At 40.6% G+C, this 12,935-nt stretch carries 12 protein-coding genes; 4 read left to right on the top strand and 8 right to left on the bottom strand.

Annotated features, from left to right (window positions below; all coding sequences use genetic code 11):
• Positions 1 to 101: 101 nt before the first annotated feature.
• Together E1176_RS14240 and E1176_RS14235 are read left to right on the top strand one after the other, a co-directional pair.
• On the top strand, positions 102 to 497 hold the full coding sequence (locus tag E1176_RS14240; RefSeq protein WP_155211304.1) for a hypothetical protein: 396 nt from the start codon (positions 102 to 104) through the stop codon (positions 495 to 497).
• Between the two features lie 2 nt (positions 498 to 499).
• On the top strand, positions 500 to 3,229 hold the full coding sequence (locus tag E1176_RS14235) for an outer membrane beta-barrel protein (protein WP_155211303.1): 2,730 nt from the start codon (positions 500 to 502) through the stop codon (positions 3,227 to 3,229).
• Between the two features lie 103 nt (positions 3,230 to 3,332).
• On the opposite strand, the gene E1176_RS14230 is transcribed toward E1176_RS14235, so the two are convergent.
• From E1176_RS14230 to E1176_RS14195, 8 genes are all read right to left on the bottom strand, one after another.
• A complete protein-coding gene (locus E1176_RS14230; RefSeq protein WP_155211302.1) occupies positions 3,333 to 3,806 on the bottom strand; it encodes a hypothetical protein in 474 nt (157 codons plus the stop codon).
• The gene (locus tag E1176_RS14225) at positions 3,799 to 4,101 is read right to left on the bottom strand and encodes a hypothetical protein (protein ID WP_222933152.1); all 303 of its coding nucleotides are present in this window, start codon (positions 4,099 to 4,101) and stop codon (positions 3,799 to 3,801) included. The genes E1176_RS14230 and E1176_RS14225 overlap by 8 nt, the downstream gene beginning before the upstream one ends.
• A gap of 20 nt (positions 4,102 to 4,121) precedes the next feature.
• On the bottom strand, positions 4,122 to 4,706 hold the full coding sequence (locus E1176_RS14220) for an RNA polymerase sigma factor (protein ID WP_155211300.1): 585 nt from the start codon (positions 4,704 to 4,706) through the stop codon (positions 4,122 to 4,124).
• 48 nt (positions 4,707 to 4,754) lie between these two features.
• Positions 4,755 to 5,663 carry a universal stress protein gene (locus E1176_RS14215; protein WP_155211299.1) on the bottom strand — a complete coding sequence of 303 codons (909 nt, stop codon included), beginning with the start codon at positions 5,661 to 5,663 and terminating at the stop codon, positions 4,755 to 4,757.
• Positions 5,664 to 5,798: 135 nt separating this feature from the next.
• Positions 5,799 to 7,082, bottom strand: a complete 1,284-nt coding sequence (locus E1176_RS14210) for an acetyl-CoA hydrolase/transferase family protein (protein ID WP_155211298.1) — start codon at positions 7,080 to 7,082, stop codon at positions 5,799 to 5,801.
• A gap of 160 nt (positions 7,083 to 7,242) precedes the next feature.
• On the bottom strand, positions 7,243 to 7,698 hold the full coding sequence (locus E1176_RS14205) for a pyridoxamine 5'-phosphate oxidase family protein (protein WP_155211297.1): 456 nt from the start codon (positions 7,696 to 7,698) through the stop codon (positions 7,243 to 7,245).
• Between the two features lie 91 nt (positions 7,699 to 7,789).
• Positions 7,790 to 8,239: a DUF2267 domain-containing protein gene (locus tag E1176_RS14200; RefSeq protein WP_155211296.1), complete on the bottom strand. Its 450-nt coding sequence runs from the start codon at positions 8,237 to 8,239 to the stop codon at positions 7,790 to 7,792.
• A 41-nt stretch (positions 8,240 to 8,280) separates the two neighbouring features.
• Positions 8,281 to 9,123 (bottom strand): universal stress protein, encoded by an 843-nt coding sequence (locus E1176_RS14195; RefSeq protein ID WP_155211295.1) that lies wholly within the window; start codon positions 9,121 to 9,123, stop codon positions 8,281 to 8,283.
• A 226-nt stretch (positions 9,124 to 9,349) separates the two neighbouring features.
• Between E1176_RS14195 and E1176_RS14190 the strand changes: the two genes are divergently transcribed.
• Both E1176_RS14190 and E1176_RS14185 read left to right on the top strand, forming a co-directional pair.
• Entirely contained in the window at positions 9,350 to 11,233 is a 1,884-nt protein-coding gene (locus tag E1176_RS14190; RefSeq protein ID WP_155211294.1) for a CBS domain-containing protein, read from the top strand.
• A 6-nt stretch (positions 11,234 to 11,239) separates the two neighbouring features.
• Entirely contained in the window at positions 11,240 to 12,433 is a 1,194-nt protein-coding gene (locus tag E1176_RS14185) for a succinylglutamate desuccinylase/aspartoacylase family protein (RefSeq protein WP_155211293.1), read from the top strand.
• Positions 12,434 to 12,935: the final 502 nt, after the last annotated feature.

Here is a 12,935-nt window from a genome sequence, read left to right as displayed (position 1 = left end):
TTTTTTAGCTACTATCAATTTTTGAAGTAAAAAATCTTTAATAACAGCGAGGGATTGAATCTCAAGAGTACGTCTAACCTGAAAATTAAAAATTAAATCTTATGACAATTAGAAAAACATTAACACTCATACTGATTACACTCTCGGTTGCTGCAATGGCACAACGACCCGGTGGAAGACCCGGAGGCGGACCTGAAGAAATGGTCAAACGGGAAAAACAGTCATTGTACGAAAAAGTCGATGATCTAAGTGAAGATCAAAAACTTCTATTGGATGGCATTTATGATGAGTTTCTTGTAACACTTAAAGAAAACTTTGAAGAGATGAGACAAGGCGGTGACCGCGAAAGCCGCAGAGCAAAAATGGAAGCACTGAGAAAAGAGAAAGATACTTTGATTCAAGATGTGCTAAACGAAGAGCAGTTTGAAGTATATCAAACGATCAGTGCGCCAAGGCGCGGACGTAACCAAAAAGAAGACGGGGACACGCAAGGTTAATCATGAAGAAGGTAGCATTTTGGGTTGTTGTGCTAATGTATTTTAGCCACTTGTCTGCTGTTGCGCAGGATCAACCACTATCGGTATCTGGGGTTTTGTTAGACGCCACGGATAAGTCGCCTCTTGTAGGGGCGACTGTTTTAATGGTCAATGTTAAGGATTCGCTTCGCTCCAAATATGCGATTGCCGATGTTGAGGGTAGATTTCATATAAAAAACCTGGAACAGGCCTTTTATAAGCTGCAGATCTCAAATGTAGGGTATAAACCATATACTAAACTACTGAGGGTAACTTTGGCTGATACCAAACTGGGTACAATTGCAATAACACCAGATGTAAAAGCACTTAATGAGGTAATTGTACAGGGTGCAGTAGTGGCTGTTGAGCAAATTGGAGATACAACACAGTACAACGCAATGGCTTATAAAACCAACCCTGATGCATCAGCTAAAGATCTGGTCAGCAAAATGCCTGGGATAGTTGTCGATAGTGATGGTGTAACAGCCAATGGCGAAACCGTGGAACAGGTGCTGTTAGATGGTAAACGCTTTTTTGGACAGGATCCTCTGCTTTCTCTCAATACTATACCCGCTGATATTGTTGATAAAGTGCAGGTGTATGATGAAGAAAGTGACCAGGCCCGATTGACAGGTTTTGATGATGGAAATACAACCAAAACCATGAATGTGGTGACCAAGGAAGACAGGAGAAATGGACAGTTCGGTAAATTATATGCTGGTATAGGAGAAGATGGCTTATACAAAAGTGGCGCGACTCTCAACTCATTCAGTAAAGACCAGCGTATTACTTTTCTGGGTATGTCAAACAACATCAACCAGCAAAATTTTGGTAGTGAAGACCTGATTGGCGTAAGTGGTGGCGGTGGCCGGGGTGGCAGACGCGGGAGTAACCAGTCCTTTATGACTGGCACGCAAGATGGCATTACCAAAACGCACTCCACGGGTCTGAACTTTACTGATGATCTTTCAGAGAAAACTACTTTTGAAGGCAGCTACTTTTTTAATCAATCTCTTAATAACAACGATCAGTTACTAAATAGAGAGACTTTTTTAGGCAATAGTTCACAATTTTACACTGAGGATCAACAAGCCGCCTCAGAAAATATAAATCATCGTGTTAACATAAGGGCTAATCATCAGTTTGATGAAAACAATAGCCTATTAATCAGGTCTGCATTCAGCTACCAAAATAATGAAGGGGAAGAGGTCACTTTAGGCCAAACAAAAGAAGAAAATGGAGCATTGCTAAGTCAAACATATAACAACTACCAAAGTGTAAACTCCGCCTATAACTTTACCAACAGTTTTATATACCAACATAAGTTTAAAAAAATAGGACGAACCATATCGTTTGATGTTAACACAAGAATAAATCCTACCTCCAAAGAAAGTGTCTTGTCAGATTTGGAGCTAGATACACTCACTGAATATAGCACTGAAGAAAAGCACTACACGGTCGGTTCACGCGTCACTTACACAGAGCCAATAGGTACTACAGCTCAATTGGCCATTGGCTATGAAATCAACCATACCTCAAGAAAGTCTGATAAAGAAACGTATACACTGAGCAGTACTTCGGAAGTAAAAACTTTTAGTGAATCACTTTCCAACAGTTTTGAAAGTAGTTATACTAAAAATCTACCCTCCATAAGATACTCTAACAACAAATATGGGAATATCTTTGATGTATCAGTGGCGTATCAATTTGCCACATTGAACAATGATCAATTGCTGCCAACTGAAGAGCAAACTAGTAGAAACTTTAGTAACGTGCTACCATCACTGCTGGCCCGATTTGATATCGGCAATGGTGGTAATTTCTTTGTGAGATACGCGACTTCTACTACGGAACCCTCTGTAAGTCAATTACAAAATGTAATAGACAACAGTGACCCACTATTTCTGAGCTTAGGTAATTCAAACCTTGATCAATCGTACTCCCACTCGCTACAGATGCGTTTACAAAAAAATAACTTTGATAAAAACATCACTTTTGCTAACATGACGAGTGTTACCAATACTTCTGATTACATCGGGACTGGCACTACAGTCATAACTGCTGACTCTGTGACCGCAGGTGGAGTGACCTTAGCTAATGGTGCGCAGGTAAGCAGTCCTGTTAATTTAGATGGTTACTGGGCTTTAAGAAACAATACAGCGTTTGGTGTTTTATTGTCACCAATAAAAAACAATCTCAACATATCAGCCGGGCTAAGTTATGTAAGGGTACCCGGAGTGATTAATGATGTTGTAAACATGGCTAACACCTACGCTGTGGACTTGAAATTGGGCTTAGCCAGCAATATCAGTGAAAATGTAGACTACAATATTTACTACCAGGTAGCTGGTAGTCGTGTGCTTAACTCTATTGAATCTGAGTCAAATACCCAATATTATACCCAGACATTCGGCTCTACACTAAATCTGATTTTCCCAAAAGGATTTGTATTTAGAAACGAAACGCTATTTAACAAATATAAAGGGGCTAACGAATCGTTTGATACCGACTATACCTTGTGGAATATGAGTGTAGCAAAAAAGTTCTTAAAAGATGATCGTGGAGAGCTTGAGTTATCAGTGTTTGACTTACTTGGTGAAAATCAAAGCTTTGATCAGCAGGTAACGGCACAGTACATAGAGGAAAGCCAAACGCAGGTATTACAACGCTATTTTATGCTCACATTTACCTATCAACTTAGAATATTTAATTAGGAAAGTTCGATGGGTGCGTTCCCAATAAGAGTGGCACATGAGTACCTTCTTTGGGGCACACCCTTCTTGCGGACAGTAAAAAAATGAAAACTTGTGCTTTTTATTATCTTGGAGACCTCTCGCGGTTCATTGGTCTTTTGGGCGCATTGGTAAGTCGTGGAACAATACGAGATAGCACCTCCTCAAATTCATCTATCTGCTCTTCAGTACAGATGCTTTTGAGCTCTTCAAAGTGTGCATATGTATCTTCTATTTTTTTTCGTTTAAGCAGAAGTATTTCTTCTAATTTTTCTTCCTGATCACTATTATCGATAGTACCCGCTGTTAGCTGATCAAAATATGTTTTAACAAGCTTTCTTTCGCGCATATCGATATCTCTCATTGTTTTCCTATGGCTTTTTACCAGGTTATCAAATGTGGCCTTCTGCTCTTCTGTGAACCCTAACTCCTTAGTGATTTCTTGTTTAATACCTCTCCCCTTCATAGATCTCATAGGCTTGAATACGATTAGAGCCACTATTGTGATATTGATGACGAGTAATACAAAAAATCCAATTTTATATATTTTATTATTCATTTTCGTAGAGGTTAAAATCTGTTGTTAATTGTGCGTAACTAGCATCTTCTGTAGAAGTCTCATTTTCAGTAGGCCAGTAGTTGGTAAGTGCCCATGCATTGGAACATATCACAAAAGCAATAACAGCAGCTACCTTCAACCAGTGAGTGCCGGTATGTTGTTCGTTTGGTAGCTGTTGTTTTCGTTGATCTGCCAATTTTTGCTGAATTTTGGCAAACGTATGCTCCGGTGCTTTTGCTCTTTGTATGCCTTCCAGGCTTTTCATAGCCTCACCTGCACGGTTTTCTGCTTTCATATTCATATTGACGTAATATTTTAGGTATTCCCTCGCTCTGGGTAATATTTTTTTAACTCCTCTCTCAAATTTCCTTTAGCACGCTGGACCAGAGACTCCACAGATTTTCTGCTTTGCCGCATAATATCGGCTACTTCCTTTTGCGGTAAACCCTCAATCTGTGTGAGAATAAAGGCCGTTTTCTGATTTTCAGCAAGCGTATCAATTGCTCGAAAAAGCAATACTGAGTCTTCTTTGTTTTCCAGCTTTATTCCAGGATGTACGAAGTCCACAGACTCATACCTGACCTCCGTAGTATCTTTCACATACAACGATGTAAATATACCCGATCGTTTCTTACTGCTCTTTTTCCGTATAAAATCAAGGCATTTATTTACTGCTATCCGATAGATCCAGGTCCCAACCGATGAGTTGAATTCAAAACTGGCTGCTGAGTTATAAATTGTTACGAAAACATCCTGCAGCAACTCCTCGGCATCTTCAGCGCTTTTGGTGTAACTGATAAGTGTATTGTAAACCCGGTCACAGTAATGATTATAAAGCTGCTCTAAAGCCTCTTCACTACCATTGGCTATTGCTTGTAAACAGTCTTTTTCGTTAATCATTGCAGCCAGTAAATATGGTGATATTAAATTTACCACCCAATAAATCTGCTACACCTTCATAAATGCTTCAAAAAAGCCTAAATGCTCACCTGGCTTTTTGATGACCATCGTTAAAAAAGAGTTATCCAATTGGAGAAATCGTTCGGTCGTGCTTCCAAGTAAAATAAGCGATCCAACCGACTGGCCTTTTGATCCTAATATGACCATTTCACATTTTTGCTGAATGGCCATATCACGTATTTGCTTAGCCCTATTTACCTCTGAGAGACTGGATTCATAATCGATCTGTATGTTGGAATATTGAGCAACGAATTTATCAAACCTCTTTTTAGCGTGCTCCTTCATTATTTTCGCCATTTGCTCATGACTTTTTCCTGTCTTGTAATACCCGCTGGGGACGGAATAGATGTGATAACATATTACTTTTTCATAGTCTGAACGCTGTCCGATTTCTATTGCCTGCTCCAAAGCAAGTTTTGAGTGCTCTGAAAAGTCTATGGGTACCAATATGCGCTGCACTGGCTTAAGGTTAATCTCTGGGATTAAAAGTAAATCACATGAAATCTGTCTGGATAGTTTGTGGGGCAATATGCCACTACCTGATTCTTTGTTCTTTCTGCCAGCAATGAAAAGGTCAATGTTTTTGATCTTTATCCAGTGCAGAAGTTGATCAAATGGCTTGCCTTCTACAACTTCTACCACCCATTCCACAGCAGTATCTTCAAACTCTTTGTTTACACTTTTTGTGAGCTGCACCTTTTGGTTTTCATCTGCAGGCAGCATTTCGTCCGACAATGACTCGGGCAGAGATTCTGGCTCAAAGCTTTCCTCGGCATGTAGAAAGTATATCTTTTCAGGTTTCAGCGTGTCGCTCAGCTGTTTTACCCATTTGATGATCGTTTGATCGGTATCTGACAGGTCGAGGCCGACCATCCATCTTTTATCATTTTGTGACATAGTCTTTTTGATTAATTCCTAACCAAATTTATCGCATGAAAGGCCGCCTTGGAATGACAGATGTCAGATCAACAACTGATTTTGTACCCTCTAACTGAAGAGAGCCTTACCCATGTAGATTGATAAAGTAAACTGCTAAACCTTACTCTTAAAGCGCTCAGTAGCCTCACGTTCTAGCTGCTCGCGATGATCTGGGTGAGCAATAGAAATAAGCGCCTGGGCTCTTTGCTTTAAGTTTTTACCAAACAGGTTTACCGCACCATACTCTGTAACTACATAGTGGACGTGAGCGCGTGTGGTAGTTACACCTGCGCCCTCTTTTAAGAAAGGCACTATTTTAGATAACCCTTTTTTGGTAGTAGATGGCATAGCAATAATTGCTTTTCCACCTTTGGCAAGAGAAGCGCCACGTATAAAATCCATCTGACCGCCCACTCCTGAATACTGGTACTTGCCAATCGTATCTGCACACACCTGCCCAGTGATATCAATTTCGATGGCACTATTGATGGCGGTTACTTTAGGGTTTCTTCTGATTATGGCTGTATCATTGGTATATGCGGCCTCTTTGAGATGAACACTCGGATTATCGTCTATAAAGTCGTAAAGTTTTTGAGAGCCGATGGCAAAGCAACTGACTATTTTTCCTGGTTTTACTCTCTTGTGTTCGCCCGTGATCACACCCTGCTCCACCAAAGGTAGTATACCATCAGAAAACATCTCTGTATGAATACCCAAACCCTGATGTCCTTGAAGATTATTTAAAACCACATTGGGGATAGCTCCAATTCCCATTTGCAATGTTGCTCCATCTTCAACCAAATCAGCTACGTTTTTGCCGATGCTAAGCTCTGCCTCGGTAGGGTCAGCTGCTTTGGTGCAGTGAATGGGCTCGTCTACCTCAATACCATAGTGTATCTTTTCTCTGTGAATAATACCATCACCGTGAGACCTGGGTACATTTTTATTTACCTGAGCGATTACAATTTTAGCTTTTTTCAGTGCAGCCAATGTTACATCTACTGAGGTGCCCAATGAACAATAGCCATGTTTATCAGGTGGTGAAACCTGAATAAACGCTACATCAAGCGGAAGGATATCTCTCTTGAATAACAGATGTATTTCACTTAAGAAAATAGGAATGTAATCACCATTACCAGTATTTACCGCAGAACGCACATTGCCCCCTACAAATGCGGCATTAACTTTAAAATTATCTTTGAAATCTTCGTGTGCATATGGTGCATCACCTTCGGTATGTAAATGTAAAATTTCAACATCCTTGAGGTCACGACCATGCTTGCACAGCGCTCTTATAAGTGCTTTGGGAGTCATCGCTGCTCCTTGAATAAATATGCGATTTCCGGACTTTACGTAATTGATGGCTTCGTCAGCAGTAACCAAATCGAGTGGTTTCATAGAATACTTAGTTAAGATTATTTCACAGATTGGCAGGTGGTAATAGTCTCACCTGCCACCAATTTCAAAACAGGGCTGAGATAGGGGATGTTTAGCTCAAGGCCTCTTAAAACCCTGATAGTCGCGATGACTACAAAAAATGCTGAATGAGAAATCTCAATTACATATGATTTCTCTTCTCAAAACGACCGGTGGCCTCATTCACTTTAATCCTAAAAATAACTGAAGCTTTACGAGGTCGTGGTTGACCGGGTCGATCAAGACCATGCTTAGGGCGACTGGTGTCACTTGTCATGAAAGGGTGTGTTCTATTTATAATGAGTTGCAGCCCATCTTCAGCTTGTTGGCCTTCGAGCTCCTCATAGCTTCCCCATAAGCAGGCACTTTGCCAATGTGCCATGTCATCAATCCTTTCTACTTCAAAACAAACCTGAGGGTTCTTTCTCATCATCTTTATTTTTAAGCCCTCAATGGTGTGTACATAAATGTAATCACCATCATAGGCATAGGTAAGAGGCACAATGTAGACTTTGCCATCAGCTGTGCAACCCAGTCTTCCATGTATCTGACTGTAGAGCAAATTATCAATCTGAGGTCTATTGAGAGTTCCGAGCATAGTAATTTTGTTAGATTAATCTTATTTCAATTTGTTCATATTATGTGATGACTCACATCCTTTTAGTTTAGGACTAAACGAGCAAAAAAAACTAATAGGTCTCTTGCACAGAACTACCCCATAAGTCTCGTAGATCGGGAGGTGTACTTCTCACAATATCTTCAATTTCTCCATCGCTTATATGCTTTCTTAAAACCTTAAGCACAGCCCTAACGGCATTTTCTCCATCTTTGGCAGTGGTAATATCATGATGGCCTACCGGTTTATCTTCTTTCACAACTTCCCGTACAAACTCACCTATGTTTTTTATCCTGTTAGGTTTTTCATGATATTGCCAGCCTTCTACAAATACGGCTTTTAAGATCATGGGGAGTTGTGCCATAAACTGAAATGACTCGGGTATAGTGAGCCTATCCCGCAAAGTGTGCAACGTAGCCCTAAGCAATCGGGCAGCAAGCTTTCTGTCTGCCGGAAAGCCAAGTTCCAACGCTATTTCATTGACAACTTCATTGCCTTTGGCTGCATAATGTTCGTAATACATGGCTTTATATGTTTAGTTAAAATAAATTTTCTTATAATCATTTACCTTCCATTAGGTATGCATGTCCAAACAAGTCGAGGTGAACTTTGCATGACACGCTCTGTAATAAATCGATTATTGAGTTCTACAGGCACTTTGTCGAGACCATGTGTAGACATGGCGATCATACCTGCATCTACAGTGTCGGCATAGTTTAAGATCCCATCTTCAATCGTTTCGGCATTGGTGTTCGCAAATTTGAATTTCTCAAATTCATGCACCTCATTAAACCTTTTCATTTCCTTTGCTGCCTGCTTGTCAGTTAACCAATCGTTTTGTGTGTTTACTTTTACCAGATGTAGATTGGCTCCAGTTATTTGCTGTAAATTTTTAAGCTCTTGAGTGACATACATGCTCGTAGATTTTAAATCTGTAGCAAATACAATATCATCTACCTGAGTGATGTCAAACGCTTCTTTTATTGTAAGTACAGGACAAGGAGCATAGCGTGTAATGCGCTCAGCATTAGACCCTTCCAGCAACTGCTCCATCTTTTCGTATTTTCTGGCACCCAAAACAATAAGTCTTGAGTTCTTTTCTTTTGCATAGTTTAGTATCTCCAACGAGCTTTTGCCCACAATCACCTCGCTAGTCACCTTGAGATCGGTACTTATAAATCTTCTTTTTATTTCATCAATTTTTTCTTCTACTACCAGCCTTATTGCATCCAGGTAGTTTTCTACCATCTCACTGTCAATACCTGCATATTCCGGCAAGTCGATAATATGTAGAAAGGTGATCTGTGAGTTCCATTTAGTAGCTATATCAGCTGCAATTTCGATTCCTTTTTCAGAGCTGTCTGAAAAGTTAACCGGCACCACGATTTGGTTTTTCTTTTGATTCATTAGAGAAACTTTTAAATTTTTTTATAACTCAAAAGAACATGAATAGAAATAGTCTTGTACTGACACAGACACCTATCAACGAATGACTTATATCATTCCTTCACAAAAAATCACCAATCACAATAGCCCTGGGGCACCTATCTGACCATAATCAACTTTACTGCTGACCCTCATCAGGAAAAATCAAAAGAAATAAACGGTCTTTAGTGTAAAGATTTAAACGATTATGGGACGATTAGATGTAACTCCGGTAAGCACCAAACCACAAGAATCCAACACATTTATACACCATCTGCTTAAAGATGTAAAGCTTCTTGAGCGCATGATAGCAGAAGGCCAACTCGATGGTGACATCCAAAGAATAGGTGCCGAACAAGAAATTAATCTCATAGACAGTGCATATAGGCCCTACCCTATTATGCCTGAAGTACTGGCGGTAGCAGAAGACTCACACTTTACGCATGAGTTGGCTCAATTTAATGGTGAGATCAATGCCGACCCTCTACCACTGGGTGCAGGTTGCTTCTATGCGTTAGAAAATCAGCTCAATGAGCACATCGCCAAACTCAATCATTTTGCACATCAATTTGATGCTAAAATATTACTAGCCGGTATTCTGCCAACAATTCGAAGGTCTGATCTTGACAAAACTTTTCTTACTCCCATAGGTAGGTATCACGCTCTTGATATATTGTTGCGAGAGCTACGTGGCGAACCTTATGATTTCAGAATTGAAGGAACAGACCTACTGCTTGATCGTCATGACTCAACCATGTTTGAGAGCTGTAACACGAGCTTTCAGGTACATTTACAAATACCCGCCAGGGAATTTGCGTCTATGTACAACTGGGCACAAGCTATTGCAGGGCCAGTACTCTCCTGTGCTACAAACTCGCCAATACTTTTGGGCAAAAGGCTGTGGAGAGAAACTCGAATCGCATTGTTTCAGCAAGCAGTAGATACACGAAGCACTACATCACAGACACATGATAAAGAACCCAGGGTCTCTTTTGGTACCACCTGGCTCGAAGAGAGTGTTTTAGAAATCTTCAAGGAGGATATCGCCAGACATCGTGTGATACTTAACACCACGGTTGACTCAGACGATAAAAAAGATGGAGTGCCCAGACTATCTTCATTGTCACTACACGGGGGTACTATTTATCGCTGGAATCGGCCATGTTATGGTATTACCAGTGGTAAGCCACATTTACGCATAGAAAACAGGTACTTACCTGCAGGCCCAACCATTATAGACGAGGTGGCCAATAGCGCTTTTTGGATTGGCCTCATGCAAGGCATCCCGAAGGAGGCAAAAGATATCTCCAGGATAATGGATCTTGAGGATGCTCGCACAAACTTTCTAAAGGCTGCGAGGATGGGATTGGGCGCACAATTTAGGTGGTTAGATGGCAGACGCATCACAGCAAAAAATTTGATTATAGACCATTTGTTACCTCTGGCTTACAGCGGACTTCAAAAATCAGGGCTTACCAAAAAAGAAGCGACTCACTACCTAAATGTAATTAAGCAACGAGTGGTCTCTGAAAAGACGGGTTCTCAATGGTTGCTGGATAATGTCGCGGCACTTAAGAAATCAAGCACTACAGATGATGCTATTGTAACGGCCACTGTGGGCATGCTTAAAAGGCAAAAAGAAAATATCCCCGTGCACCAATGGAAACCTATTGATGCACTGGAAATGAAAAGTAGTAACTCAAGATACCATAGCGTGAGTCAGATTATGTCAAAAGATATTTTCAGTGTTCAAGCGTCTGACTCAGTAGAGTATGCCTGCTCGATTATGGATTGGCGTAAAATTCATCACATGCTGGTGATAGATGAGAAAGGCTCTCTTCAGGGACTACTTACCGCTGGTAAGCTTGTACATCATATTACTTCACAAGAGCAGGTAGGCAACCAATTGGTAAAGGAGGTAATGATCAAAGATCCTGTGACGGTATCATCTGATACTACCCTCGAAGATGCCATCGCTCTGATGCAAAAACATAAAATCGGAAGCCTCCCTGTAGTGGACGAAGGTAGGGTCGTGGGCTTCTTATCTACTAATGACATTTTTAAAATCACAGCTGCTTTACTGAAAAAATAACTAAAGATGAAATCGACTGTTGTAGCCCCTACACCTATAAAAAAAACCAAAAAATACACAGATCGTATTTTGGGCATTTACGATAAAAACACTCCTGGCCCTACCATTATATGTATATGCGGAATGCATGGCAACGAGCCTTCAGGGGTGATCGCTTTTGAAAAAGTAATTGAGCAATTGAGACATCAACAGCTCCCCATTAAAGGCCGATTGATGGGTGTTTTAGGTAATATGTCAGCTTTAGAGAAAGGAGAGCGATACAATCAGTATGATCTTAACAGGCTGTGGACAGCAGAAAATATGATGTCTCTGCAGCAAGACAGAGACCATAGAACTTTTAAAGATGCTTTGGAGCAAAAAGAATTACATGAGACACTCACCAGTCTATTAGGCCAAAACCAACACCCCTACTACTTTATAGATTTACATACCACTTCGGCCAAAAGCACCCCCTATATCTCTATAAATGACACCTTGAGAAATCGTGAAATTGCATTGCGGTACCCCTTGCCTATCGTTTTAGGACTTGAAGAGCACTTGGAAGGCACAATTCTCAACTACATCAATAAAATAGGTCACATTTCCTTAGGTTTTGAGGCAGGCCAACATGACGATCCTTTATCGATAAAAAATCATGAAGCAATTATTTGGCTCACCTTATTTAACACGCATTGTATCTCCGGAGCAGATATACCAGCATTAAAAAAGCATTTTGAGCAACTATCTGGCAGCATAAACAAAGGTAAAAATGTATATGAAGTGAGGTACAGACATGCTATAGCTTCTGGTGAGCATTTTACGATGAATCCAGGGTTTGTCAATTTTCAATCAGTGAAGAAGGATCAGGCGCTCGCCATCAACGGTCAGGGTTCTGTAAAGTCACCTGAGAAAGGGTTGATTTTTATGCCTTTGTACCAAAGCAAGGGTGATGATGGCTTCTTCATTATCAGAAAGATAAGATGGGTATGGCTTAAATTTTCAGCTGTATTACGCAGAACCAAATTTCATAGAGTGCTGCATTTTTTACCAGGCATTTATAGGTACAATGCCCTTAACTATACGCTCGTCATTAATAAGAAAATAGCCAAATGGTTTGTTGTGGAGTTCTTTCACCTCATGGGCTTTAGGCTAAAGCGCAAACAAGGCAATTTCATCATATTCATAAAGCGAGAGTTTGATGTTGATGCTCCCCATCATTGATTTGAAATGAGGTTGACTGAGGAGACATCGCAGTATTAGTCAGTCTTCAAACAACTTAGTAAGTTACTTCGCTGTATTCAGTATGATCGCACGATTTAGTCAGGCTGAGGCTCTCGAAGCCTATCCAATCAACGCTGTGAAATTGACAATTAGCAATGACTGGAGGGCGGATCGCAGGGCGCTAAGGGAAAATCAAGGTGATGGCAAATTCAGGTCATTAAACAGCACTTAGTAAGTTACTGCGCTCAATGTGACTTGCAGGGAGGTGTAAGTACTTCATCATCCAGAGCGCAGCGAAGGATCTTTTGGTCGATTTGACATCATTACAAAGGACGTCATTCCTGCGCAGGCAGGAATCTTTCTAAGTCTAATTGATGCTCATTTAAAAAACTTAGTAAGTTACTTCGCTGTGCTCAATATGACTGCTTTTTTAGCCCGCAGCTCAAAGCTCGTAACTAAAAACTAACCAACGCGTCATCCCGACCTTGTGGAGGGACCTTTT

Origin of the sequence: Fulvivirga aurantia, assembly GCF_009711475.1 — a bacterium.
GTDB classification, from domain to species: Bacteria; Bacteroidota; Bacteroidia; order Cytophagales; family Cyclobacteriaceae; genus Fulvivirga; species Fulvivirga aurantia.
This window is presented reverse-complemented; position numbering and strand designations above follow the sequence as displayed.